The sequence below is a fragment of the Thermococcus sp. EP1 genome, assembly GCF_001317345.1.
In the GTDB taxonomy this organism is placed as follows: Archaea; Methanobacteriota_B; Thermococci; order Thermococcales; family Thermococcaceae; genus Thermococcus_A.
The window spans coordinates 113454-139612 of record NZ_JXCG01000004.1; the positions used below are offsets into that span (position 1 = coordinate 113454).

Consider the following 26159-nt stretch of genomic DNA (forward strand, 5'->3'; position numbering starts at 1 on the left):
CTTTTTAACTTTTTTATTTCACTTTTACCCATGAGAAAAAAACTAGCCTTGATAAGTATTGACGGCAATGGGATGTATAATCTAAAACACATGCCCTTTTTAAGTGAACTTGCAGAAAAAGGTTTCTTCGAAGTTGTAGAGTCTATTTTCCCAACCCTTACAGATTTAGTTCATACAAGTGTTGTGACTGGAGTTACTCCCAAAAAACATGGTGTGGTTGAGAATGGATATTATGATAGAATAGCTGACAGAAAAGTAAACTTTTACGAGTATGAAGTGGCGTTTAATCCTCATGAAGTTATAAAAGCAAAGACAATAATCGATATTTTAAGAGAAACAGGAATAAAAAGTGCCTCTGTAACAGCGTATACAATGCCCCCTTTTAGTAACACTCACATTAGAATCTTTCCGCCATTCTTCAGTGATAACAATCTTTATCGTAAACATGGAAGGGATTGGAGAAAAGATCGCTGGGTTTTGAATTCAGCTCTCTATTTATACGAGGAATGCAAACCCGACCTCTTATTAGTACATTTTGCTTCTATAGACGGAATGCAACATGATTACGGCCCTCTAAGTGATGAGACTATGAAAGCTGTGGAAACTGTTGATACCGCCCTAAATACACTCTGGGAAAGATTGAGAGATGAGTATGCTTTTATAATCTTTGCTGACCACGGGCAAGAAAGTGTTCATACATGGGTTAATCTAAGGGTTTATCTCAAAAAACATGGTATTGAAACACTACGGGTTTCCTCTGGTGGAGGGGTTCATGTCTATTTAAAAGACTCTAATGAGGCTGAAGAAGCATATTATCTATTAAAACGAGCACCAGGGACTAAATATGTATTTTTCAGAGAGGATTTGCCCCATTTAGATACTCCTCAAAGTGGAGAACTCATAGTCTCAGCCAAAGAAGGTTACTGGTTCTGTTCCCACAAAGTATGTAACGGGATAAAAGGATCAAGTTACTGGGTAAAAGGCATGCATGGGTCTCTAAATGAACCCGTGATAAAAGTCCCCTTGATTTTATGGGGCTTTGAGAAAGCAAACTTAGAAAATGCAACTCTTTATGATATCGCTCCTACAATACTAAAGTTCTTTGGCATGGAAAAGCCGAAGGAAATGATCGGAAAAAGCTTACTATGAAACTATGGAACTCGTAAAGTAAAACCAAAATATTTCTAATATTCAGCCAAAACCGTATATACCTTGAGGTTCACTTTCTCAATAGAAAAATCAACTCTTTGTAATCACATTTTTTAATCAATCAATGAAAGGAGGTAATTTTACGGAATATGAATATATAGTGGTAGGTTCCGGTGCCGGAGGGGCAACCATAGCAAGAGAACTCAGTAAAAGAGGAAAAAATGTCCTAATTGTCGAAGCTGGGAAATATGAAAGGAAAATCGGAACATTTAAGGATTCTCTCAGGTATTTTGAAACGACCGGATACAAAACTCCAAGAACTTCCAAGGAAGGAGTTATTCTGTGGAGAACTATAATGGCTGGTGGTTCTACTGTTGTTTCCTGTGCAAATGGAACAAGGTGCCTTCAAGAAGAGTTTAAAGACTTTGGAATAAACCTAGAAAAAGAATTCCAGGAAGCAGAAAAAGAAATGAAAATTGCTCCCACCCCAGAGAGTCTATTATCAGAAGCTTCCTTAAGGATTAAAGAAGCATCAGAAGAACTAGGGTATACAATGGAACCAATGCCTAAATTTTTAGACTTTGCTAAATGTGCCAGATGTGGGAGTTGTACTTTTGGATGCTTTCAAGGAGCAAAGTGGACTGCATTGGATTACCTAAATGACGCCATAGCTAACGGTGCCAATGTGATTTACGAAACTAAGGTAGAGCAGATCATCTCAGAAAACGGAAATGCTAGAGGCATTAGGGGAAAAGGAAAGAATGGATACGTGGAGATTAAAGGTGACAATATCATACTAGCAGCAGGTGCCTTAAGTACCCCTATAATTCTCCAAAACTCTGGAATATCCGAGGCAGGAAGAAATTTGTTCATTGATATTCTTGTAAACGTGTACGGGAAAGCAAAAGGGTTGAACCAAGTAAGCGAACCCCTTATGGCTCTTGTGAATCATGAGTTTCATGAGGAAAAAGGATTCATTCTCTCCCCCCATATAAACGCTAACAAAACAGTTAGATTCATGGAAGCGGGAATGAAAGGCTTCATGATGCCCACAAACAAGCTCGTAGGAATAATGGTAAAAACTGCAGATGATGCATCAGGTAGAGTTTACCCTGATGGAAGTGTTTCAAAAGCAATGACCAAAGATGATTGGAAACGAGTAAATGAGGGTTCATCAATAGCAAAGGAAATCTTAGAAAATATCGGAGCTGAGCCTAAGTCTATATTAGTCTCAAAACCCCAAGGGGCACACGTCGGAGGAGTAGCTGCTATTGGAAATGTAGTTGATGAGAATCTTGAAACAAAAATAAGAAATCTATATGTCTGTGATGCAAGTGTTTTGCCAAAAGCTCCTGGATTGCCACCTATTTTGACAATAGTGGCTTTAGCTAAGTGGCTTGGGAAAACATTAGTTCACTAACTTTCTCTTTTTCCAGAAATTTGAGAATAGAGAAGAAAAGAAAATATCATCTAGAGGATTGTGCAATCCTCTCAATTTCTTCTTTCTTGCTGTATGCGAAACTCTTTGTATCTTTGTTAGCTGCAGCTATAATTTCTTCAGCCAAAGCTTCAGCGTAACTTATCTTGTTCTTATAACACTTAGCGCTTGCACCAAGGGCAATATTTCTTAATGCAACATCAAGCCTTCTCATTGGAGAAATGTCGACAGCAAGGTGGTATCTAACTCCACCAAACATGATGTTTGTGGTATCTTCTCTTGGAGCAGAGTTCTCAAGAGCCTTAACAAGAACTTGAATTGGGTTCTGCTTTGTTCTTTGCTCAATAATCTTGAATGCCTCTTTTACAACTTCATAAGCCTTTACCTTTTTGCTCATCAATGAGCGGTGTTCTCTCCTCATGAAGTGACCGCCAATTTTGTAACTTGAAGCACCACTTCTCATGACCTTGTTAATTAGTCTTTCAACTACGTGAACGTTCGCTTTGCCAAACTGTTTCTTCGCATGCCTTCCGTGGCTGTGGGGAAGGATTCTTGGTTCAAGATTAATGTAAGGTCTAAGAGATGGATCCTCAACGACAACTTCCTCAACACTCCATCTACCAAAGACCTTGAGATCTTTTGGTATGAAAAATCTCTCTTCTAGTGATTTGGCCATTAGCATCACCTTCTTGGCTTTTCTTTTTTACCTTTAACTATTTCTTTGAGGGAAGTTCTGTTAACAATGACAACCTTGTATCTAATTCCTGGGATATCACCCATAGATCCACCTTTTGGACCACCAATTCCCTCAATGATAACCTCATCGTGCTCGTCAATGTGTTTAATAGCACCATCACCAGGAGTGAACGCAGTGATTACCTTACCATTCTTGATAAGTTGGACTCTAACAGCCTTTCTCATACCTGAGTTTGGTTGCTTAGCTTCAACTGCTATTTTTTCTAAGACTATTCCTCTCGCCTGTGGTGCACCCTCAAGAGGATCGCTCTTCTCCTTAAGTCTAAGTACTCTTCTCTTATAAGTTATGTCACTCCATCTGAACTTCTTTCTCTTAAGTTTAAGCTTTCTTCCAGCAAATTCACCGTAAGGGGCTTTCTTTCCAGCCATGATCATCACCTCAAATTACTACAACTTCCTCAATTCCATGATGCCTCTCCATTAGTTCCTTGACAAGATTTATATTTTGCCCTCCCTTACCAATGGCTCTCGGCTTATCACGCTGATTGACATCAAGGAGGGCAACCTTTTTCCCATTTTTCTTTTCAGTTATGTGTACTTTTTTAACCCTTACGCCCATTGTTTTATAAATGTTCTTAATGAATTCTTCTGGATTTTCAGAATGCTCTATTAATTCAATATCCTTACCAATCATGCCTTGTACCCTTTTAACATTGCTTCCTCTTTTTCCTAATGCTAGACCCATCTCACCATTCTTTATAACGAGGACTAGCCTGTTCCTTGCCGTGTCAATTAAACAGTCGAGAACTGTAGCTCCTGTAAGACTCTCAAATAGTGCAATATATTTTATCTGATCAGTGTTTAGTTTTAGTGGCATTTTCACTTACCTCCAGCTAATGAGAGTATTTTACTTTCTCCTGGCTCTACTATTGCCATTGAAGCTATTACGAAGGGTTTACCTAGGAGCGTTCCTAGTTCCACACTAGTCCCCTCAAATTCATATACCGGTATGCTGCTGAGCTTTGCATAATAGTTGATATCATCCTTAACCTCCTTTGGTGCATTTTTAGCTATGATTATAAGCTTAGCTTCACCTGTCTTGGCAAGCCTTATAGTCTCATTTGATCCAAGGATAACCTTCCCTGTCTCAATAGCTTTTCTAAGTTCGAATGCTAAATCCATTACCTACACCTCCTTTACTCTTCTTCCACCGGTTTTTTAATTGGTAATTTCATTGCCAACCTAACGATCCCCGTTCCTACTGGAACGGGTTGACCAATTAGGACATTCTCCACAACTCCATTGAGGGGATCTACTTCTCCCCTTTCAGCAGCTTGAATCAAATGCTGAACAGTAATCTCAAACGCCGCTCTTGCGAGCACGCTTGCCTTTGCACCTACGATACCATGTCTTCCAATAGGTCTCACAATACCATCAATAGTCATCATATCAGCGACGAGCATGATGTGTCTCACATCAACCTCAAGACCTTGCTCCTGCATTGTGTTAACTATTTCCTCAATTATTGCGTTTCTTGCTGCTTCAATACCAAGTACCTGAGCTATTTCGTGAATATTGTTTGTTTTCGTCCTTGTGGGATCAACACCCGGAACTTTGAGTACTTGCTTGAAGTTTGAGCCCTCTGTGTAGATAACGTATTCGTCACCCTCTTTTCTGATGACTGTTTTTCCTACGCCTGAGAGTCCTTTTAAGCGATGCTTTTTAACTTTATCGGCAAGTCTTCTAAGAGTTGAAACATTCTTAGCTTTTTTCAGTCTAATTGTCAAGGTAGTACCTTCGGACTCTATCTCGGCAGATTTAAATGAGCGTTCAATTTTCGCTTGAATCTTCTCCATGGTTAAACCACTTTTTTCAAGTCGCTCTGGATCTATATCAACTACAAATTCCATGTTAAGTATATCTAGAGTCATGCTTCTTGCAAGACTTTCTAGTGTAGTTCCCTCAATCCGTTTTGCAACTTCACGGGCTTTTTCACTATCATACCTATGCTCTTCATCAAGATACACTGTCATAATTGGTGTTGATGGATTCTTTCTAGCATCCACTATCTCAATGATTCTTGGCAAACCTAAGGTAACGTTAATTTCAGCTACACCAGCATAATGGAAAGTGTTTAGCGTCATCTGTGTAGAGGGTTCTCCTATGGATTGCGCTGTCACAGTGCCCACAGCCTCTCCAGGCTCTACTAAGGCATGTTCATATTCCTGAACGACTTCATTAATTATTGCCTCAACTTCTGCCTTTTTCAGTTTGTATTTCTCACTATAGGAGACCAACTTCTCCAAGAGCTCCTCCCTCAACTTCTCTGGCAGGTTGGAGGCTTTACTTTCAACAAGCTTTTTGATAGTTGATCGTGATACCATGACCTTCACCCCTTCTCCCTGAGCTTTATCAATGTTCTTGTTATAATCCTATCAATATCAACAGTTTTTCCTCCCCAACTCTTCATTGGGTCCACTCCGTCCTCACCGTATCTGAACTGCACAACAATTCCTGTTGGGTCTCTCACAGTCCCATCATAGTCTACTTTGAGATCCTGCAGGGCGTTTATAAGTCTACGTTGCATGTAACCACTTTGTGCTGTTCTAACAGCAGTGTCAACGAGACCTTCTCTACCACCCATTGCGTGGAAGAAGTACTCCTGAGGTGTTAAACCGCTCTTATATGAGTTTACTATGAAACCTTTTGCTCTTGCACCAAGGTCTCCAGGCTTGAAGTGGCTTAATACTCTGCTCCTATACCCTCTATACAGCCTCTTACCTCTAATAGACTGCTGACCAAGCATAGCGGCCATCTGAGTGATGTTGAGAATCTTACCTCTTGCTCCAGTTTTGGCCATGATGACAGTGTGATTATTCATACCTAAGTACTTCTCTGCCACTTTACCAGCGTTATCTCTAGCCTCAGATAGAACCGCCATTATCCTACTTTCAAGAGTTTCCTCTAAGGTTTTACCTGGTAAAGGCTCTAACTCTCCATTCCTGTATGCCTCTATAAGTCTCCGTACTTTATCCTCTGCTTCCATTATTATTTCTCTAATTCTTGCCTTAGCCTCTCCAGGAAGATCTTCATCGTCTATTCCAGTAGTGAATCCTTTGTGGGTGATAACCCATATTGCCAATTTCGTCACTTGATCGAGGAACTGTCTAGCTCTCTCAACACCATACTCTCTAACTATAATGTCCAACAACTTACCATCTTCTCTACCATATGCCTTCTTGTCTATTGCACCACTAAGCAATTTACCTTTTAAGATGTAAACAAATCCGTCTGTAGCCACCTTTCTAATCTCTTCTTCGCTTGGAATGAGTTTCTCTTCAATAAGCTTTTCAATAGGCTCACATTGAGACGGGTCATCACATAATTTGTTTTTATACCATACTGTTAGGTCTTCAGGGAGTAGCAGGGAGAATATAGTCTTTCCACTCCAGTATTCAACGCCATTTTCAACTTTATCTGGTTTTGGAAGCTCTTTTACCTCAACTCCTGCGAACATTAGCATATGCTCCACTTCATATTTAGTGAAATATGCCCCTTCCCTAGTTAGGAGGTATCCTCCCGATATGTGGTCTTGAATACCTCCAATAATTGGCCCACCGTACCTTGGAGATAAAATATGATTCTGGACTTCCATCAAAATCCTAGCTTCTGCTTGGGCCTCTTCTGTTTGTGGTACGTGAAGGTTCATTTCATCTCCATCGAAATCAGCGTTATACGGTGGACAAACTGCTAGATTGAGCCTAAACGTCCTATATGGCATTACTCTAACCCTATGGGCCATGATACTCATTCTGTGAAGTGAGGGTTGTCTATTGAACAGAACAATATCCCCATCTAGGAGATGTCTTTCAACAGTCCACCCAATATCAATCATGTTGGCGATAGTCTCTCTATTGCTTTCCATGAGACGAATCCTTCTACCTTGTGGGTCTATAACATAGTTTGCTCCAGGATATTTTTCTGGGCCATTGAGAATCATTTTCCTTAATTTTTCAATATTGAATTCAGTGACTTTTTCTGGAATAGTAAGCTCCATTGCCACTACCAAAGGAACTCCCACTTCATTTATACTTATCATGGGGTCTGGACTGATTACTGTACGAGCAGAGAAGTTAACACGCTTACCACTAAGGTTCTTCCTGAATCTTCCCTCCTTACCCTTAAGTCTTTGGGCAAGAGTCTTAAGAGGCCTTCCACTTTTGTGTTTTGCCGGAGGAATTCCTGAGGTTTCATTGTCAAAATATGTAGTAACGTGATATTGCAGAAGATCCCAAAGGTCTTCGATAATAAGTTGTGGGGCTCCAGCTTCAATGTTTTGCTTTAAACGTGCGTTAATTCTTATAATATCAACAAGTTTGTGTGTAAGGTCATCCTCAGCCCTTATACCACTTTCAAGTGTTATTGAAGGTCTCACATTGACTGGTGGAACTGGCAGAACTGTAAGTATCATCCACTCAGGCCGTGATTTCTCAGGATCAAGTCCCAAAAGTGGCAAATCCTTATCGATAATCTTCTCAAACCTATCTCTTATCTCACTAGGCATCATTCTGTGTCTATATTCGTTTCCTTCTTCGTCAGTTCTTATCTCCCAATATATTGTTGGTCTCTCAAATTTTATTGGAAATTGAGGGGCCCCACAGTGAGGGCATACCATTCTTTCTTTTGCTTTTTTATGAATCTCTGAGATTAATGCATCAATTTCGCTCTTTCTAGCCTCGTTTATACTCAACTTAGCCATATACTCTTCAATCTCATCATCTGTAAGCTTAATTCTTCCACATTCCCTACAAGTGCTCTCAAGAGTCCTGTAAATTGTTTTAGCAAATCCAACGTGGATCACTGGTCTTGCGAGTTCTATATGTCCAAAATGACCAGGACACTCCTTATAATTGGCACCACAAGTTTCACATCTAAGATTAGGGTCTATGACCCCCAATCTTCTATCCATTAGACCCCCATCTATTGGATAGCCATCCTCTGAGTAAGTGTCTGGAACTGTGATTTCTGCAGCACTCATTTTTCTAATTTCTTGAGGGGAGAGCACACCAAACTCAATACTCCCAATGACCTTTTTCATTGAATGCATGACTATCACACCCTCTCCTTAAGTTTTAATGATGGTCTAATACCCATCGCCTTTATCTCGTCAAGCAACAACTTGAATGCATAACTCATCTCTACCCTACTTATATTCTCCTCTTCTCCACATACGGGGCAGTAAACCTTATCCCTACGCTTATCTTCGACTGCTAAATGTCCACAGCTCTCACATACCCATACTTCTGTCTTATCGCTTTCCTCTAGCAATCTTTCAACTAATAGCATTGATGCCCCATGTCCTATAAGCACATCACGTTCCATTTCACCAAATCTTAAACCACCTTCTCTAGCTCTACCCTCAGTTGGTTGCTTTGTAAGAACCTGTACTGGTCCTCTTGAACGGGCGTGGAGTTTATCAGCTACCATATGGTGGAGTCTCTGGTAGTAGATGACACCTACAAAGATATCTGCCTCAAGCTTTCTCCCTGTGATTCCATCATACATAACTTCTCTTCCAGAGTGCTTGAAGCCAAGTTCTTCTAGTTCTTTTCTAAGTTTTTCCTCTGGTTCTCCAATAAATGCAGTTCCATCGATCCTTCTTCCTTTTAGAGATGCTACCTTTCCACCTATTGCTTCAATTAGCTGACCAACAGTCATACGAGATGGAATACCGTGTGGATTAACTATGAGATCGGGTACTATTCCATTCTCTGTCCAAGGCATGTCCTCCTGAGGAACTATAAGTCCAATCACACCCTTCTGTCCATGTCTTGAGGCAAACTTATCTCCAAACTCTGGGATTCTAAGGTCTCTAACGGTTACCTTAACGAGTTTAGTACCATCTCCTGTTTCGGTGATAATAACCTTGTCCACAATACCCTCTTCTCCGGGTCTCATTGTAACACTTGTTTCTCTTCTTCCCTGTAAGATTCCAGCTCCCAAACTGGTTTGTTCTTCAAGGAATCTCGGTGGAGATGTTCTTGCAACTAGAACATCTTTTCCCCCAACCTTTGATTCTGGGAATGCTATTCCATCTTCATCAAGATTTCTATAGTACTTTTCACCTAAGAATCCTCTAACGGTTGGATCTGGGATTTCAAACTTATCAGTTTGTCCACCCATGTATTTCTTTTCTTCAGCTTCATATGTCCTGAAGAATGTTGATCTTGCCAGTCCTCTCTCAATTGAGGCCTTATTCATAATAACAGCATCTTCCATGTTATATCCACTATAGCTAAGAATTGCAACAACAAAGTTTTGACCAGCAGGCCTTTGTTCAAAACCTACAGCTTCCATAATTCTCGAGTTAACAAGTGGAACCTGTGGGTAATGCATCAAATGACCTCTAGTATCAACTCTTATTCTGAAGTTAGCCCATCCCAAACCAAGGCTCTGCTTGGCCATACCAGCTCCATAGGTGTTTCTTGGAGCAGCATTGTGCTCCGGATATGGAACGAGCGAAGCAGGTAATCCTAGGATGGCAGCAGGCATTATTTCCAAATGTGTATGCTCCTCACTAACTTCCCACGGCCAAGTGGCAACGTAAGCATTCTCTTCTTCCTCAGCATCGAGGTATTCAATAACACCCATTCTCACCAAATCGCTCCATTTTAATGTTCCGTTCTTTATCGCTTCTATATGCTCCTTGGTCAATTTTGGAACACCATTTTCCACTATAATGAGGGGTCTTCTGACTCTACCATCGTCGCTGTTGATGTAAATTTCCCTGACATCTTCATAGTATGCTACGTTTATCACATCGCTTATCCTTCCTGCCCGTCTGTCGTCTTTTATTCTGTTAACCAATGCCACACCATCTCTGTAAGTACCAATAAGAACTCCATTAAGGTAAATTCTCCAGTCCTCCGGTTCAGGCCTTTTCTCCTCAATATGAACTATTCCAAGACTCTCTAAATATGCAAACACTTCTTCCTCAGAAATTGCTGTAGTAATCTGGGCCATAAGAGATAAGTTCTTAACCAGTCCACAATTGGGACCTTCTGGGGTCTCAGTGGGGCATATTCTTCCCCAATGGGTTCCATGCAGATCTCTTGCCTCAAAATGAGGCTGATCTCTGCTTAATGGAGAAGTAACTCTTCTTAAGTGAGAAAGTGTGGACATGTAGTTAGTTCTATCAAGCAATTGACTAACACCAGTCCTTCCTCCCGGCCAAGCCCCGGTTGCAAGAGCATGTTCAATTCTTTCAGTTAATACATCCGGTCTCACAGAGTTCCTCACAAACCTTTGGATATCCTGAAAAGTATATTTTTCTCCTTTTCTTTGGTAAGTCTTAGTTAGTTGATATTGCATGTCCTTCACAAGTTGACCAAATGCAACTCTGAAGAGATCTCTTAAAAGGTCACCAGCGAGTTTAAGTCTTTTACTGGCATAGTGGTCTTTATCGTCTTCGCCTCTTAGTCCAAGTGAAAGTTCAATAACTTTGAGTGCCATCATTCCTAGATAGTATGCCTTCTTTATCCTGTCTTCAGGGGTCACTCCCATGTGTGGAAGGAGATTGTTGTCAATTATTGATTGGGCCCTTCTAAGCCGGTATTCTCTTGGTTGTCCAGGCATTGCTTTTTTCCCAATGTAATCCAAAGCCTCTTCTTGAGTTTGTACATCACTTGCATCTTCCAAGTTATCAAAGAGAACTTGTTGAACTTCAGGGTTATTGCTCACGGCATCAACTATCTCTTTATCACTTTCGAGTCCAAGGGCCCTCATAAGGTGCACAAACTTAATAACTCCTGGTACATTGGGGATTGAAACATACAACAACCCATCTTTTCTTCTTTCCACAGTTATTAATGCCCTATAACCATGCCTATATGAGAAACACTTTGCTATATACCTATTCTGCCTTTCATCAATTTCAACAAGAGTTCTGTTTGGAGCTAAATCCTCGATAGATACAATAACCCTTTCAGAACCATTAATAATGAAATATCCTCCTGGATCTCTTGGATCCTCTCCATATGCTATAAGCTCTTCAGCACTTAGGTTGTAAAGGCGACAGATTTTAGACTTAAGCATTACCGGAAGTTCTCCAATCCTAACTTCCACAGGTTCTTGTTCAATTCCCTTTACGACTGGTATCATCTCCAAGAAAATTGGAGCGGAGTAAGTTAAATTTCTAATTCTAGCATCTATAGGGTATAAAGGTTTTCTTTGCCCGTGGGCTTCCTGGAATTCTGGCTCTCCAAGCCTTATCCTTCCAAATTTAACTTCAAAGTCTGGTATATCTGGCTTAACCCCACCAAATTCGTTAATTACCTCTTGCATTCCATGGTCAATAAAGGCATTATAAGAATCAAGATGCTGTCTTACAAGCCCTTTTTCATTCCAGTAGCTTTTCATAACATGCCAAAGATCATCCGGAGTAACCTCAACAACAGTAGGACCTCTCATGTTCTCACCTCAAAACCTCAATCTTCAACAACAATCCTATAATAGTAATAAACCCCCGCAGTAGGGCTTTTTCTTTTTATTTCTATTACATCCCCAACCTTAGCCTCAAGTGCTTGAACTACCGGATCACTTGCCTTGATTTGTGGTAACTGAGAAGGCTTAATATTGTATTTTTTCAGTAATTCTTCCTTCTCTTCCTCATTGAGTACCCTATGCTCAGGAACTAACACATGATCAAATATTGTAAAGGTTTTTTTCGCCGTCACAGAGAATTGCCCCCTTTAAAATTTTTTAGAAGGTACACCCTCTCACTACCTCCAGCTTTTAATTTGAGTATATAAGCTTTTCGAGAGTTTAGTCTGAAGGAGGGTTTATATTGTTTGCGTAAAGTTTAAGAATTCCCTTGAAACGCATGAGAGGCTATTGATGTGCGCTTATGCACATTTTGATGGTGGGGCCGCCGAGATTTGAACTCGGGTCACGGGCTCCCAAAGCCCGCAGGATAGACCAAGCTACCCCACGGCCCCATTGTAATGACTGGAGCCCCGGGCGGGATTTGAACCCGCGGCCTGCGGATTACAAGTCCGCCGCCCCACCAGGCTAGGCTACCGGGGCACCGAAATGAAGAAGGCCCTAGTGAGTATATAAACTTTTCGCTAAAACCATACCGTAAGCTTTATAAATGCACTTATACTCCCTATCATTGGGTTCGTGCCGCCGTAGCTTAGTCGGTAGAGCGCCGGACTGTTAATCCGGTGGTCGCCCGTTCAAGTCGGGCCGGCGGCGCCAATCAATTATGGGCCCGTAGCTCAGCCTGGTCAGAGCGCGCGGCTCATAACCGCGTGGTCGGGGGTTCAAAGCCCCCCGGGCCCACCACTTCCTTTTCAAAAACAAGCCACTCTTCTTGAGACTCTAAATCCACTAAATATCCGTATAATAAACCTTCTTCAAATTCTAACTTTAATACGCACTTTCGTTTAGTTAAAAGTCTTTTATGAACCCATTCAGGAAGTTTTTCTGGATCTATCCAGATGAGGAAATCCTCAACATAAATTCCAATTAAGTGATGATTTTTGAAGAGATATCCTCTAATGTGTAATAGTTCAAAATACCTAGTTTTACCAGATTCCATAATAGAAAAATATTTCACTTCTGATGCCATAGGATCCCACCACAATAAACTTAGAACTTAAAAGATTTTAGGAACTCGGTGAAACGAAAGTTCCACAGATCACAGTTTCTCATTAAAGAATTTAAGAGTTTAAAATAACTTGATTGTTCAAAAGAAACCATGAGAAACAGGTGTTTTGGCGGGCCCGCCGGGATTCGAACCCGGGACCTTCGGCTCCGAAGGCCGACGCCCAATCCCCTAGGCCACGGGCCCTCAAAAAAGTTATAACAAGTGTATACATAAAAGTTGCGGTGATAAAATGATACTGCCAGATCATAAAATTAAGAAAGAAATATTAATCGAACCTTTCAATGAAAAGTCTCTTCAGCCAGCAGGCTATGATCTAAGGGTTGGAAAGGAAGCTATGGTAAATGGGAAGTTCATAAATGTCGAGGAGGAAGGAAAAGTCATTATCCCTCCCAAAGGCCATGCATTGATACTAACCTTAGAAAGAGTAAAACTCCCTGATGACGTCATGGGAGATATGAGACTAAGGAGTACCTTTGCAAGAGAAGGCCTTTTAGGGAGTTTTGCTTGGGTTGATCCAGGATGGGATGGAAATCTCACCTTGGCATTGTTCAATAGTTCTGAAGAAGAAGTAGTACTCCATTATGAAGAGCGGTTCGTACAAATAGCATTCCATCGCCTTGAGGAACCCTCAAGCAACCCTTATCGTGGTAGTTACCAAGGCAGTCAACACTTAAAGCTTTCAAAAAGAAAAATAAGATAAGCTTTATTCTCTTCAATTTTCATAGTTAGATTAGTACTATTACCATGCTACAAGAACCTCAAAAATGGTTTTACATAGAAATATAAGTGAAAGGAGAAAATAGAAGGGAGTTCAGCCGAAGAGTGCACCAAGTCCAGCGAGAGCCTCTTCTTCCTTCTCCTCTTCCTCTTCTTCCTCTTCTGCTGGAGCTTCTTCTGCTGCAGCCTCAGCAGCTGGAGCTGCAGCTGGAGCAGCTGCAACTGCAACTGGCATTGCAGCTTTCTCAATGACTTCCTCAATGTTAACTCCCTCAAGGGCTGCAACTAGAGCCTTCACTCTTGCTTCATCAACTTCCACACCAGCAGCTTGAAGGAGGTTCTTTATGTTCTCCTCAGTTATCTCCTTACCAGCAGCGTGTAACAATAAAGCAGCGTATACATACTCCATCTCCTTACACCTCCAAGTTATCTTTATTTTCCCATTATTAGATGCGCATCAGCCAAATAAGGCTCCCAAACCAGCGAGAGCCTCCTCTTCTTCCTTCTCCTCTTCCTCTTCTTCTTCAACTTTTTCCTCAGCCTCTTCAGCTGGCTGAGGCTGAGCCGCTATAACTTGTGCTTGTTGGTTTAAAAGCTCTTTGGTCTTCTCGTCAAGCAACTCCTCTGGTAACTCTTGAGCTATGAGCAATGCAATTCTGAAGGCCTTGCCAAGTATATCTCCAGCAGTCTCTTTGGTAACATAGCCTGCTTCCACAGCGACATTCTTTGCACCAAGGAATGCCTTTTGTATAATTGCTTCAATTGTTTGCTTTGTTGGATATGCTACGTTAACTGACAAGTTAAACGCGTGCATATAAGCTTGTTGAAGCATGCTAATGTATTGTGCCTCATCAATTGCAAGTACCTCTGGAGTGTAAACAATACCATCCTCATAAGCTGCGAGTAGCTTGAGACCTACTTCAAGAGGCTCAATTCCAAGCTGGTTAAGTATATTAGCCAGTTGAGGAGTTATAATCTCGCCTGCTTTTAATACAACTGTATCTTTTTGTATTGATACCTTACCTTTCTCAATTCTTGCAGGAATTCCTAAAGCTTGCATCTCACCAACAAGGGGTCCGGGGGACAGTGGTGTCGGACCTGCTGGAACTACAATGTCTCTTGGTGCTGGAACTCCAGGTTTTGCTGGAGCTGGCTTTTTGCTTTCTTCAAGGAATTTATAGAGCTTAAAGGGATTCATTTCAGTTACAAGTATTCCTGCTCCACCCTGAATGTGATCAACAAGCTTCTCAATCTCAGGATTTCCAAGTTCTTGTGCTGCCTTTCTGAGGGCAATTTCAATTAATGTATTTCTTGAAACCCTGAAAATTGCCTTACCCCTGAGGCTCTCTCTCATCTTTGATAATGGATAAGCTGGAACATCTGCCACATCTACCAGTGCAATTACTGGATAACTTTTGATAAGCTCAGCAAGTTCTTCTACTTCTTTTTTCTTCCACTCAGCAACATGAGCCATCTATATCACCCCTCTATTTTTACAGCTGGGCCCATTGTCGTTTTGACGTATGCTGACTTGACTTGGTTTTCTCCTCTCTCAAGTTTTCCTATTATTGCATTGAGCACTGTCTCAATGTTTTCAGCGAGTTTCTCGTCTTCCATAGCCTCAGTGCCAACTGGGGCATGAACTACTGGGTTGTTCTTAAGTTGTATTCTAACGGTCTTTTTAAGTTTCTCAACAAATGGGGTAAGGTCTGTCACCATTGGAGGAACTACTACAGGCATTTTGTTTCTTGGACCTAAATACCTACCCAGATACCTACCAATCTTTGGCATCAATGGGGCAGCCGCAATGAAAAAGTCGTAGTTCTTTGCTATTTTCCTCGCAGCCCTTGGATTGCTCCCCAATTCTTCTAATTCCTCACCACTAATTACCCTAAGCCCGAGCTTTTTAGCCGCCTCGGCAACGGCACCATCAGCGATGACCGCGATTTTTGGTTCCTTCCCACGACCATGTGGCAGAATAACCTCAAGCTTAAACCTATTCTCAGGTTTTTTAAGGTCAATATCCTTGAGGTTTACTGCCACTTCGAGGGTCTGTGTGAAGTTACGCGGCTTAGCCCGGGCCTTTGCCTCCTTCACCGCTTCCACGATTTTTTGCCTATCAAAGGCCATTTTTCTGACCTCCCTCTTTTTTATTTAAACTGGAAGGAAAAATCAAAAATTCGTAAAAGAGGAGATTTTTAAACTTTTCCCTCACTCTTCCTTTGCAAATACTTCATCATAAATTCCTTCATCAATCTCTTTCTGCACTTCTCTTGGATCCTTGCCTTCAATAGTGACACCCATGCTTAAAGCCGTCCCGATAACCTCCTTAGCAGCTGCTTTTAAGTCAGCTGCTAACATTTGCTGTTTCTTTGCTCTTGCAATTTTAATTACTTGCTCCATTGTTAGATTACCCACAATGTTTCTTGTAGGCTCATCCGATCCTTTTTCTAGACCCAGTTCCTTCTTTATGAGTTGGCTTACTGGTGGGGTTCCTACTTCTATCTCAAATTGCCTTGTCACTGGGTCAACAATGATCTTAACTGGAACCTGCATTCCAGCGAAGTCTTTAGTTGCTTCATTTATCCTGTCAACAACTTGCTTAACATTTAATCCCAGTGGACCAATAGCTGGACCCAATGGAGGACCGGGAGTAGCTTTACCACCTTCAACTAACACCTCAACGATTTGTTTCTTTGCCATTCTCTTCACCCCTCTACTCCTCTGAGCGTTTGCTTATAAGCCTAACGTATTCTCCCCTAACAGTTACGGGGATTGGTACTATTGCTCCAATTAGTTCAACAACAATCTCATCTTTTGATTCATCAACTCTGACAACTTTAGCTTTCTCACCCTTAAATGGACCAGCAATTAATTCAACGATATCTCCTGGCTCAAATCCACTAACAGCAGGTTTCTCTTCGAGAAAATGCTCTATTTCACTAAATGAGATTGGCCCTGGAAGTGTACCTTTCGCATGCCTGATGCCTCTTATTGCCTCATCCACCGCAGCTTTTTCTATGGCCTCAACAAAAATATATCCCCTAACTTTTGAGGGGGATAATATAGCCATAATGGGCAAGCTGTAAGTTTTGGCCTTACTGTAAATAAGCTTGGCTGTATTCTCCTCTTGGCCTACTGTTACACGTACTGCAAATATTTTGTTCTCACTCATCTTTATCACCGATTAATCTTCAAGTTCCTTGAACTAAAGAGCCAATAACACGGATGAGCATCCCAATAATGCCAACCAAAATTATTCCAATGCCCGTTATTTTAGCAGCAAGTTTGTATTCTTTCCAACCCGGTTTTTTTGTGACTAGGAAAACCCTCTTGGACTCAGAGAGGAAACTTTTAAACTTTTCCATATAGCTCTCTGCCATTTTCCACACCCCTCACAACCTTCAGAGTTGACTATTCATAGAGTATTTAAAAGTTATCCTTATTACCCATTAGACCTACAACTTTAGGAAAAATTCATGAAAAAGTAAAAGACAAAACAAAACCCTCTAAAGCTCAGTTAAATCAATTTTAACGACCTTTCTTTCCTCTTCAAAAGAATATGGTGCCTCTGCTTCTTCAACAACAGCATATGGGGAGCTTACTCCAGTAACGACAACCATCACTCTTATTGTCTTCTCAAGATCATGGTCTAACTGAATTCCCCAAATAACCTGGGCTTCTGGATCAAGTTTACTTGTAACCAGTTCTATTATTTGTTGGGCTTCCTCAAGTTTAACATCGCTTCCAGCAATACTTATCAATGCTCCCTTAGCACCACTTATATCAACATCCAAGAGAGGACTGTTCAAAGCCTGGTTTGCAGCTTCTAATGCCCTCTTTTCACTGTCGCTCTCTCCAATACCGATCATAGCAATGCCACCGTCTTTCATCACGGCCCTTACATCAGCAAAGTCCAAGTTGATTAGACCTGGTCTGGTTATGAGTTCTGTGATGCCTTTAACAGCTTGCACAAGAATCTCATCTGAAACCTTAAATGCCATTTGGATTGGCAAATTCGGAGCAACTTCCATAAGTTTATCATTGGGGATCACAATTACAGTATCACTGTTCTTTCTGAGTCTCTCAAGACCATACTCTGCATTTTTAATCCTTCTTATTCCCTCAACTGTGAATGGGAGTGTGACTACTGAAACTGTTAGAGCTCCCATTTTCTTTGCAAGCTCGGCAACTATTGGGGCCGCACCAGTACCAGTACCCCCACCAAGACCACAAGTGATGAATACCATATCGGCCCCTTCAAGAGCATCCCTAATATCCCTTTCACTTTCTTTCGCTGCTTCTTCACCAACTTTTGGATTGTTTCCTGCACCAAGTCCTCTTGTAAGGTCCTTTCCAATCAAGATCTTTTTATGTGCTCTTACCTTTAAAAGGTCTTGAGCATCAGTATTGACAGCAATTACTCTTGCTCCTTGAATCCCAACTTCCATCATCCTATTGATAGTATTACATCCAGCCCCACCAACACCAATAACATAGATTTTTGCTTGCACCTGTTCCAAAATTCTCTTAAGTTCTTCATCAATGTCAGAAGTTGGTGTTTGAACTTCAACTGGAGTACTTGCTCCTGCAGATGTTCTTTCTATTGCATTTTCAATCAATTTCAACATCTTTTCACCCTCCGGCCGATAACAGTTCTAAATGTTTTTTCACATTCTCTACATATATAAACCTTAGCTAAGTTAGTTCAACTGATATTTAAATGTGTACTTTTAAACCTTTAAACATTTCGCTTCTTTGTTAGTCCTTAATAAACTCCAAATCAAATTCTTCTGCAATAGCCCTAGCCATCTGTTTCGTTTCCCCTTTACTACCTTTCCAATCTACGTAAATACCATTTACTACACCTGAAGTTCTGTTTATAGCTTTAAGAAGCATTTCCTTTGAAATAGGATGTGCATATTTTGCCACTATGTGAGAAAATGCAAGTTCCGAATTTAAAGCAGCCTTGGTTTGTTTTGGAGCATAATGGCCGCCACCAATCCCAATTACTGTTTTAAAGTTGTGATTTCTATCATAATTGTTAATCACGTACAAGATAGTCTCTGCAACAATCTCCCCTGCTTTATCGTTTTTCCACTCGTCCTCACTAGATCCAATTTCTATAAATAAAGATGGCACATTAAGTTCACTTGGTCCGTGGTGCGTGGCTTCATAACATACTGTCCATCCCAAATCATTAAGTTCACTTAGCTTTAAAAGTGCCAGTTTCATCGCTACTGGTTGGGAAAGAGCCAAACTCTCGTCTTTTCCTCCATACATAGCTTTTCCCCAGTTACCTGTAACATGCGTTGTTAAAGCGGGCAATCTTTGCTGACTTGAGTGCCTTGATGCAAATACTATAATCTCAGGAGTTATTCCAAGCTGTCTTTTTATCTCCAAATCAAGGTTATCATAGTATATCATTTCCCTATTTGTAGTTAGTAAGATGATCTCTCTGTTCTGATAGACCACACTATCATCAAATTCTTGGTCGGTTTCTTTAAATCCGAAATTTTCAGTTAATTTTTGTCTAATGTTCATAGAAGCCAAATCCACTTTTGTTGTCATTACAACTTTCATTTTATATCCCCTACAAATCACTGAGAAAAATCATAAAAACTTTTGCCTACTTCTTAAGTGGGATGATAGTCTTTTCCTTAATCGTGGAGCCATCTCAAAAACAGAAAATGGAAAGAAAATGGAAAGAAAATGTACTCAGTAACCTATGAATCAATAATAAACACAGGAAAACTAGTACTGGTGTTATGTAATGTACCTACTAGCAATCTCCTTAACAGAATGTTCCAAAAAACCTAAGAAAAGAAATAAGATTGATTATTGATGCAATAGGATTGACAGGTGCAACACTTCATCTCGTCCCAGTAGCCCTAGGAGGTACCGTAATTATTGCTCTTAAGTTATTTAGAAAACTCAGAAGTTAACCTCCTCCCCTTCTTGCTTTTTCTAATTCTTGAATAATTGTTTGAGTTAAGTTTTGAATGTTTTGAGCTGCATTTAATACTGTCTGCCTAACTATTCGAATTACCACAAAAACAATTATCAATATAATAGCTACCATCATCAAATACTCTATGGCTGCTTGAGCATTTCTTTTCATGTTTATCCCCCAAATGCTTGAGCTATTTGCTTTGCCACGAAACCTGATGCAATAATAAACCCAACTGCAACTGCACTAGTTATGATCACAAAGTCCACTAATTTGTCCAATACATACATTAATATCTTTTTCTCTTTTTCATCCATTCTAACCACCATATAAAGAATAACTATCAAAGATCTTAATAAATGTTTAGTCAAAAAGAAAAGATGGTTAATAAAGCATAACTTCAAAACCAAGTTCACTCAAAAGGTCCGCAAGTTCTTCACTATCCACATACACTAGCAGATGATGGTTCCCTAGAGTTCCATCAACGAAATCTTTTGCTTCTTCTATTTTAAGCTTTAATTGGGTTCTACATCTATATTCACTCCTCTCTTGACCCAAAACTTCAACTCCTGCTACCACTGCCTTTCTTCCTCTGATTTTTAGTAAAGAGGCCTTCCCTTTTGGAAGATTTACTGCAACACCCACGCCTTTTCCACTTTCAAAGTGTGATCTTAAAATATAGTTGGCAATTAGTGGAGCAGTACAGTGAGCCAAGATTATATGATTCTCTCCATAATCTGCTATGTTACCCATAAAAGCTGGTTTATCAAAGAATCTTCTCACTATAAGCATCCCCAATAGAGAATTTAGCTCCCCTTCACATGCGGCGGGAATTCCCTCTGCATTCAACATTGCTAATGCCAAACAGGGAGTTGCATTAAGTTTGTTAAGCATTTCAAAGCATCCTATGGCAAATCCATCCAATTTGTAATCATTAATTATTTTCTTAAGAGCCACATATATTCTACCAGCTTTTACAAGATCTTCCCTTTGTGGCTCTTTAATCTCCTTGGCTTTTGCAATAATTTCCTCCACAGCCTTCCAGCCTTCAGCTTCAGTAGTTGCATCATAATACTCATAGAATTTTTTCAAACTTATATGAATATAAGGAAGTCCGAATTTCTCATTTATCAGCCAAATCGAAGTCCTTCCTATAAGACCCAACCTAATGTTGAGGAATTTATCAAGCATGTTTTTTATATCCTCATACCCTAAAAGGGCTGCTTTTAGTTCACTAATACTCTTCACAAGTGCTGTCGGGATTAGGTTGTCCCTAAAATATTCCCTAAGCTCAATAGCCGCAGCAATGGAGTTATTGAAAGAGTCTCCAAAAAGAATTATCGGCTTTCTGTAATAAACAAATTCTTTCAAAGCATTTTCAGTCCCTCCTGTAAGAGGATAAATAACAATGATGTCTACATCCTTAAAGTCCACCTCTCTAGTGTCTGATTTTGAAGATATAAAAGTGCCTCCTTCTATTTCAAATTCATCCACAAGTTTCATTAAAAACTTGGAAGCTTTTTCTTCAAAGGCCTTAGGGTCTGCTATTTCACTAATTCCAAACGCTATTCCTACTTTCATCTCACCAACCTCCAGAATGTTAAGGAGTAGAAAGAATTTAAGGTTACCGTTTTAAGGTCTGAGATACAATAATAGAGTGTGATAAAAATGATTCGCTTTATCCTTGATACAAGTATTTTTGTAAATCCCGATATTAGAAATAAGTTTGGAGAAAACCCTACCGAAGCTATGAAAAAATTCTTAGAATATGCTGAGCGTCTTTTTGGGAGAGTAGAGTTCTATATGCCACCTGGAATTTACAAAGAGGTCACCCATTTTGTTGAACTTGAAGAGGTTTCTCCAAATATAGAAATTTATATTGTAAAGAAACCACCCAATGTTCATGATATTAAAATCCCTGCTTTCGTTGTTTATGAACTTATTGAGGACATACGAAGAAGAATTGATAAAGGACTTAGAGTCGCAGAAAAGGCAGTTAGAGAGAGTGTAGTAGATAGTCAGAACGTAAATACAATAATACAAAAACTTCGGAGAAATTATAGAAAAGCTTTAAGAGAGGGAATAGTTGATAGCAAAGAAGATTTTGAGCTTATATTACTTGCCAAAGAACTGGACGCCACAATAGTCTCTGCAGATGTCGGTATTCTAACATGGGCCCAGAAAATGGGTATTAAATGGATCGATGCTGCCCGGTTCAAGGAAGTTCTAGATGAGTTAATAGAAAAGGTCTGAACTTTTTCCAAACTAACCTCTTGGAATTAAAAGACATGTTTATGAAAGAATTAGAGAAGAATCAAATTTGTTCTAGAAGTTTCTTCCTCTTTTCTTCATACTCCTCCTGAGAGAGCACGCCCATATCGTAGAGTTCTTTGAGCTTTTTAAGCTTTTCAAGCGGATCTTCTTGTTTAATTGTGGTTTTCCTTGGCTCCATTCGTATCCCCCTACTCACGATTTCCCTTGGCTTATGAATTATCCACTCCTCACTCATTAAGTGTTTCTTTCTCTCAATTAAAACCGGTTCAACAGCAATTTCGTTTAGTGCATCTCTTATGGCCCCTATTGCTTTTTTTGCTTCCTCTTTATCCATTCTTGGTAGTACAATTTCACTTCCATCTTCCCTTTTGATTAGAAATTCAGAATAGAGCTTTCCAACTTTGGTATAAACTAGTTCAAGTTTCTCATACGGTATCGCTGTTAGTTCATATCTCCCCAGAATTTTCTCATCTATGTACATAATCCTTCTATCAGTTACCACAAGCCACTTAGGCTTTGCTTCAAGACTAAATTTCTTTCTTATTGCATAGAGAACCTTTTCATCTGGGGCAAGGTTTTCCAAGACTCCTTTCGGAAGTTTTTCTTTCATGCACTCTCACCATTTTACATTTCCCATTTAAGAATATATAACCTTGTCCGTTGCTTTCTTAAATTAATAAAAGAAAACAAATAGAAAATTCACTTTCTTCTCCCTGACCTCCTCCCCGCCGTAACATTCAGTATACCTCAATATTTGTCAAAATTAACTGAAACAAAAGGCAAAATCGGGATTGGTAATTATATTACCCCCAAGATGCTCAATGAATAAAGTTTATTATGCCAAATAACTTAACTTATGGTTAGGTGATTTCATGAATTTTGAAAGAAAAGTTCTCATTGGGATGGTTCATCTCAAATCCCTGCCAGGCTCATATCTTTATGAAGAAAACTTTGATGTAGTGCTCGAACATGCCATCAGAGAAGCAGAAAAGCTTGAACAAGCAGGTTTTGATGCAATAATGATTGAAAACTTCAATGACATACCGTTTTCAAAAACTGTTGAACCAATAACGATTGCTGCTATGAGCGTTATTTCAAAGTCTATTAAAGACGTGATTTCACTACCACTTGGCATAAATGTACTGAGAAACGATGCCATAGCAGCCTATTCAATAGCATATACAGTGAAAGCTGATTTCATTAGGGTGAACGTACTAACTGGAGTTGCTTATACAGATCAAGGAGTGATTGAGGGAGTAGCCAATGAACTTGCTAAGCTGAGAAAATTGCTTCCATCAAAAATAAAAATCTTTGCCGATGTCCACGTCAAGCATGGATATCATTTTGGGGATTTTGAAGAAGCTCTAAATGATACGATCGAAAGAGGTTTAGCAGATGCTGTAATAATAAGTGGACAACGAACGGGAAGTGAAGTAGATTTAAAAAAGCTAAAGATAGCTAAAAATATTTCAAATGTTCCAGTCTTAGTTGGTTCTGGCACCACTTATAATAACTTACCAAATCTCTGGCCATATGCAGATGGATTCATTATTGGAACATGGATCAAAAAAGATGGGAAAAGCCAAAATGATATTGATCCAGAACGAGCAAGAAAAATTGTTGAGCTAGCAACAAGACTTCGGAAAAATCTTTGAGATATCTTTCCCCGATCTCACCTTTTTGATATATTATCTGGGCTAATGCTCAGTTTTCAATATACCAGTTCTAAATGAAAACACCCTGTCTTGAGGAGGACTTTCAGAAGGTAATGAGATATTACTTATAGAAGTCTCTCTTCTAAATCCAACTAATAACTCGATGAGAGGTCTTTTCAATCTTCCGGTTTTGGTGCACAGACAAAGGAGGTATTGATAATGAAAAAAGGTTGGATATTATTGAGCTTAATGATCAGTCTAAGCTTGATATTATCTTCAGTTACTGCACACTTCGATCCTCCGGGTTCTCCTGCGATCCAAGTAGACGTTTATCTTCTCGGAGTTTCCCTTAGCGAAGATATGGACGATGGGTGGAACGGCTATGCTGATATCGTAGGAAACTATAAAATAGTTCATAAGGGTCACGAAAGTAAGAACGGGAACATTGAAATGATATACTATGACTGGGACACTCTAAAAGGAAAAATGGGCTACATCCGCAAGAGACTACTCTACAGCCATAAAGAGTGTTCTCCACTGAATGAGATAACTATTGACGTGGATTTGGAGGAATACAACGACATTTTATCTAATAGTGCAATAGGGTCTGGTTCTATAAAGATAAGCAAGCCGGGGAAATACACAATAGATTCCGGAAAAGGAAAGCTATTAATAGAAGTTAAAACTACTCCAGCAGTTCTTTATTCCGATGAGTGCTCATATTTCTATGATCAACCAAATGACTATGCAAGCAGCATTGTGACGAGCTCTGGGGGATATGTTTACGACTGGCAACTTGCAAACATGATGAAGATGTGGATAGCCAAGAGAACGGGCTATGCGAATATGGTCTTCATCTTCAACCAGTGCTTTGGCGGAGGAATGATTGATGACCTTAAAGAAAAGCTTAAAGGCACAGGCGATGCGGCCTTTTTGAGCGCATCTAAACATGATGAACCTGCGTGGGGCCTTGCTGATGGGTACACACCAGCCAGCTGGCCCGAAATGGGGAGAAGAGGATTCACTCGACCTGAGGGTTACTACCCAAAGGAAATTGGAGAGGAGTTAGAAAGGACAGGTGGAGATGCCCCAACAATGAAAGAAATGGCCAAAAGAGCCGAGCAACAAGATGCACGCGGCCCCTATGGGTTAGGGTTCAAGGAAACTCCTCAGTACACTTCGGTGGGAAATGGAGATAATATTAAGATAGGAAAAAAAGCTGATGGTTCAGATGTTGCAAGCAAGCATGCTATCCTCTTTGCTGGAGACGCGGATAGCAAGAGGCACTGGAACAACCTCGATAGAGCATATAAAGCACTTAAAAAACAGGGTTTTACGGATGCCAATATAATAACTCTGGCTGGAAATGGGAAAACCATGCCAGACGGCACAAATGTCCCGAACTATGTGGATGGGCCAGGGACAAAAAAGGCCCTTTTTGAGGCTATTATAAACGTGAGCAAAAAAATGAACAAAAACGAGCAGCTCATATTTTGGGTCTCTGATCATGGAAATAGAGAAAGGACAGAAACAGCCCTTGATAAAGCGATAAAAGATCCCGTAAAGCAGACGGTGCCCCCACGGGAGACTGCTAAAAGACCCGAACAAATTTCTTGGGATCTGGATGAGGAATTTTTAAAAGTGATAAAGCTCGATCCGAACAACCAACCCTACGTAAGCATACTCGTTGAAGCAACTCCTGTGGTTATTGAATATGGAGAGTATTTCCTTGAGAATATAAAACTCTATGTAAATGAGAACGAGTTAGAGTTAGAGCTAATCGAGCCCATCATTGCATATGATGAGGAACCAGATTTGGATGCCTATGAACTTGTGTATCTTGTGGATGAGAGGATTCTGAGAGAAGAAAACCTCATTGAGGTTGAATGGTCAGGAAATGCAGAAATGTTCGTTGAGTACAATATAATGGGGCTCATGATAAGCACAGGAGGCATAAATGAGCTTGAACCCGAAGTCATTGAAGTTGTTGAGGAACAAACTCTCTTTGAGCTTCTGAGAGAATATGTGCCCATATACAATGAAAATGCCGATAATCTGCCAGGATTTATCAAAAGAATAGCTGGAAATGAGAGGATAGACCTCGAGATAACGCTTGAAAACAAAAGCATCCTCAACATGGGCGTCGTGACGGAAAATGGCCGCATAGTGGAATTTTCAAAAGGCAAAATTTCAAAGCCGACGATGAGGGCATGGACAAGTGAAGACGTTGCAAGAAGAATCATAAACTCAGAACATCCTGTAAGTACTGGAGTAAACGCTCTAAAAATGGGGGAGATAAGATACAGCGGTGTCGGGTTTAGGAGAACTCTAAGGATCCTTGCTGTGAAAATAGTGATAAAAGTGTACAGGATCGTGGAGGTCATAGGAGATCTTTTTGGTTAATTTTTTTCCTTTTTGAGTTTTTCTATTATATATTCCGCATACCACTCAGGCCAGTTTTCGTCCCTCTTTCCAAGCTTCTTTTCATATTCAGCATGTGCCGTTTCGGCTTCTTTTAGAAGTTGAATAAGCTTTTCTTTTGTAATATTACACATCAATGTCACCAAGAAAGAAGTGAACTTACTAATATTTAAGAATTTAGAGAACAGA

At 40.1% G+C, this 26159-nt stretch carries 27 protein-coding genes and 5 tRNA genes; 8 read left to right on the forward strand and 24 right to left on the reverse strand.

Annotation, left to right across the window (positions count from 1 at the left end):
• The first annotated feature begins 30 nt into the window (after positions 1–30).
• Together EP1X_RS05050 and EP1X_RS05055 are read left to right on the forward strand one after the other, a co-directional pair.
• On the forward strand, positions 31–1149 hold the full coding sequence (locus EP1X_RS05050; protein WP_055282327.1) for an alkaline phosphatase family protein: 1119 nt from the start codon (positions 31–33) through the stop codon (positions 1147–1149).
• 124 nt (positions 1150–1273) lie between these two features.
• Positions 1274–2569 (forward strand): FAD-dependent oxidoreductase, encoded by a 1296-nt coding sequence (locus EP1X_RS05055; protein ID WP_055282329.1) that lies wholly within the window; start codon positions 1274–1276, stop codon positions 2567–2569.
• A gap of 46 nt (positions 2570–2615) precedes the next feature.
• Here the strand turns inward: EP1X_RS05055 and EP1X_RS05060 are convergent, their stop codons facing one another.
• From EP1X_RS05060 to EP1X_RS05105, 10 genes are all read right to left on the reverse strand, one after another.
• Positions 2616–3263, reverse strand: coding sequence for a 30S ribosomal protein S7 (locus EP1X_RS05060; RefSeq protein ID WP_055282330.1), 648 nt, complete (start codon positions 3261–3263; stop codon positions 2616–2618).
• Between the two features lie 5 nt (positions 3264–3268).
• Complete coding sequence (locus EP1X_RS05065) at positions 3269–3712, reverse strand: 30S ribosomal protein S12 (RefSeq protein ID WP_055282332.1); 444 nt, start codon at positions 3710–3712, stop codon at positions 3269–3271.
• Between the two features lie 10 nt (positions 3713–3722).
• Positions 3723–4160, reverse strand: a complete 438-nt coding sequence (locus EP1X_RS05070) for a NusA-like transcription termination signal-binding factor (protein ID WP_055282334.1) — start codon at positions 4158–4160, stop codon at positions 3723–3725.
• Between the two features lie 2 nt (positions 4161–4162).
• Positions 4163–4465: a 50S ribosomal protein L30e gene (locus EP1X_RS05075; protein WP_055282335.1), complete on the reverse strand. Its 303-nt coding sequence runs from the start codon at positions 4463–4465 to the stop codon at positions 4163–4165.
• Between the two features lie 14 nt (positions 4466–4479).
• Positions 4480–5667 carry a DNA-directed RNA polymerase subunit A'' gene (gene rpoA2, locus EP1X_RS05080; RefSeq protein ID WP_055282337.1) on the reverse strand — a complete coding sequence of 396 codons (1188 nt, stop codon included), beginning with the start codon at positions 5665–5667 and terminating at the stop codon, positions 4480–4482.
• Positions 5668–5672: 5 nt separating this feature from the next.
• The gene (locus tag EP1X_RS05085; protein WP_055282535.1) at positions 5673–8390 is read right to left on the reverse strand and encodes a DNA-directed RNA polymerase subunit A'; all 2718 of its coding nucleotides are present in this window, start codon (positions 8388–8390) and stop codon (positions 5673–5675) included.
• Positions 8391–8395: 5 nt separating this feature from the next.
• Positions 8396–11752 (reverse strand): DNA-directed RNA polymerase subunit B, encoded by a 3357-nt coding sequence (locus tag EP1X_RS05090; RefSeq protein ID WP_055282339.1) that lies wholly within the window; start codon positions 11750–11752, stop codon positions 8396–8398.
• Between the two features lie 17 nt (positions 11753–11769).
• Positions 11770–12018 carry a DNA-directed RNA polymerase subunit H gene (locus EP1X_RS05095; protein WP_055282341.1) on the reverse strand — a complete coding sequence of 83 codons (249 nt, stop codon included), beginning with the start codon at positions 12016–12018 and terminating at the stop codon, positions 11770–11772.
• A gap of 183 nt (positions 12019–12201) precedes the next feature.
• Positions 12202–12279 (reverse strand) — tRNA-Pro (locus EP1X_RS05100).
• Positions 12280–12290: 11 nt separating this feature from the next.
• Positions 12291–12367 (reverse strand) — tRNA-Thr (locus EP1X_RS05105).
• 98 nt (positions 12368–12465) lie between these two features.
• Between EP1X_RS05105 and EP1X_RS05110 the strand changes: the two genes are divergently transcribed.
• Both EP1X_RS05110 and EP1X_RS05115 read left to right on the forward strand, forming a co-directional pair.
• A tRNA-Asn gene (locus EP1X_RS05110) sits at positions 12466–12541 on the forward strand.
• Positions 12542–12550: 9 nt separating this feature from the next.
• A tRNA-Ile gene (locus EP1X_RS05115) sits at positions 12551–12628 on the forward strand.
• Positions 12629–13060: 432 nt separating this feature from the next.
• On the opposite strand, the gene EP1X_RS05120 is transcribed toward EP1X_RS05115, so the two are convergent.
• Positions 13061–13136, reverse strand: a tRNA-Arg gene (locus EP1X_RS05120).
• 46 nt (positions 13137–13182) lie between these two features.
• Here EP1X_RS05120 and dcd point away from each other — a divergent pair.
• A complete protein-coding gene (gene dcd / locus EP1X_RS05125; RefSeq protein WP_055282343.1) occupies positions 13183–13653 on the forward strand; it encodes a dCTP deaminase in 471 nt (156 codons plus the stop codon).
• Between the two features lie 111 nt (positions 13654–13764).
• Here the strand turns inward: dcd and rpl12p are convergent, their stop codons facing one another.
• The 11 genes from rpl12p to EP1X_RS05175 all read right to left on the reverse strand — a co-directional run bounded on the left by rpl12p (position 13765) and on the right by EP1X_RS05175 (position 21201).
• Positions 13765–14079, reverse strand: a complete 315-nt coding sequence (rpl12p, locus tag EP1X_RS05130) for a 50S ribosomal protein P1 (RefSeq protein ID WP_055282345.1) — start codon at positions 14077–14079, stop codon at positions 13765–13767.
• 48 nt (positions 14080–14127) lie between these two features.
• Complete coding sequence (locus EP1X_RS05135) at positions 14128–15144, reverse strand: 50S ribosomal protein L10 (RefSeq protein ID WP_055282347.1); 1017 nt, start codon at positions 15142–15144, stop codon at positions 14128–14130.
• Between the two features lie 5 nt (positions 15145–15149).
• Positions 15150–15800, reverse strand: coding sequence for a 50S ribosomal protein L1 (locus tag EP1X_RS05140; protein ID WP_055282349.1), 651 nt, complete (start codon positions 15798–15800; stop codon positions 15150–15152).
• A gap of 81 nt (positions 15801–15881) precedes the next feature.
• Positions 15882–16373, reverse strand: a complete 492-nt coding sequence (locus EP1X_RS05145) for a 50S ribosomal protein L11 (protein WP_055282353.1) — start codon at positions 16371–16373, stop codon at positions 15882–15884.
• A 13-nt stretch (positions 16374–16386) separates the two neighbouring features.
• Positions 16387–16845 (reverse strand): transcription elongation factor Spt5, encoded by a 459-nt coding sequence (locus tag EP1X_RS05150; RefSeq protein WP_055282357.1) that lies wholly within the window; start codon positions 16843–16845, stop codon positions 16387–16389.
• A 19-nt stretch (positions 16846–16864) separates the two neighbouring features.
• On the reverse strand, positions 16865–17053 hold the full coding sequence (locus EP1X_RS05155; protein WP_055282362.1) for a protein translocase SEC61 complex subunit gamma: 189 nt from the start codon (positions 17051–17053) through the stop codon (positions 16865–16867).
• A gap of 126 nt (positions 17054–17179) precedes the next feature.
• Positions 17180–18301 carry a cell division protein FtsZ gene (gene ftsZ, locus EP1X_RS05160; RefSeq protein WP_055282364.1) on the reverse strand — a complete coding sequence of 374 codons (1122 nt, stop codon included), beginning with the start codon at positions 18299–18301 and terminating at the stop codon, positions 17180–17182.
• A 130-nt stretch (positions 18302–18431) separates the two neighbouring features.
• Positions 18432–19253 (reverse strand): D-aminoacyl-tRNA deacylase, encoded by an 822-nt coding sequence (locus tag EP1X_RS05165; protein ID WP_055282366.1) that lies wholly within the window; start codon positions 19251–19253, stop codon positions 18432–18434.
• A gap of 358 nt (positions 19254–19611) precedes the next feature.
• Entirely contained in the window at positions 19612–19791 is a 180-nt protein-coding gene (locus EP1X_RS05170) for a class III signal peptide-containing protein (RefSeq protein WP_055282368.1), read from the reverse strand.
• Positions 19792–19793: 2 nt separating this feature from the next.
• A complete protein-coding gene (locus EP1X_RS10135) occupies positions 19794–19949 on the reverse strand; it encodes a hypothetical protein (RefSeq protein ID WP_172672597.1) in 156 nt (51 codons plus the stop codon).
• A 55-nt stretch (positions 19950–20004) separates the two neighbouring features.
• Positions 20005–21201, reverse strand: coding sequence for a hypothetical protein (locus EP1X_RS05175; RefSeq protein WP_055282369.1), 1197 nt, complete (start codon positions 21199–21201; stop codon positions 20005–20007).
• Positions 21202–21288: 87 nt separating this feature from the next.
• On the opposite strand from EP1X_RS05175, the gene EP1X_RS05180 reads away from it, so the two are divergent.
• Positions 21289–21873, forward strand: a complete 585-nt coding sequence (locus tag EP1X_RS05180) for an RNA ligase partner protein (protein ID WP_055282370.1) — start codon at positions 21289–21291, stop codon at positions 21871–21873.
• Between the two features lie 61 nt (positions 21874–21934).
• Here the strand turns inward: EP1X_RS05180 and EP1X_RS05185 are convergent, their stop codons facing one another.
• Positions 21935–22504, reverse strand: a complete 570-nt coding sequence (locus tag EP1X_RS05185; protein WP_055282373.1) for a PH domain-containing protein — start codon at positions 22502–22504, stop codon at positions 21935–21937.
• A gap of 262 nt (positions 22505–22766) precedes the next feature.
• Here EP1X_RS05185 and EP1X_RS05190 point away from each other — a divergent pair, with 262 nt between their 5' ends.
• The gene (locus EP1X_RS05190; protein WP_055282375.1) at positions 22767–23549 is read left to right on the forward strand and encodes a BtpA/SgcQ family protein; all 783 of its coding nucleotides are present in this window, start codon (positions 22767–22769) and stop codon (positions 23547–23549) included.
• Between the two features lie 219 nt (positions 23550–23768).
• On the forward strand, positions 23769–25952 hold the full coding sequence (locus EP1X_RS05195; RefSeq protein ID WP_055282378.1) for a hypothetical protein: 2184 nt from the start codon (positions 23769–23771) through the stop codon (positions 25950–25952).
• Here EP1X_RS05195 and EP1X_RS10065 read toward each other — a convergent pair.
• Positions 25949–26104 carry a hypothetical protein gene (locus EP1X_RS10065; protein ID WP_156300709.1) on the reverse strand — a complete coding sequence of 52 codons (156 nt, stop codon included), beginning with the start codon at positions 26102–26104 and terminating at the stop codon, positions 25949–25951. The genes EP1X_RS05195 and EP1X_RS10065 overlap by 4 nt on opposite strands.
• Positions 26105–26159: the final 55 nt, after the last annotated feature.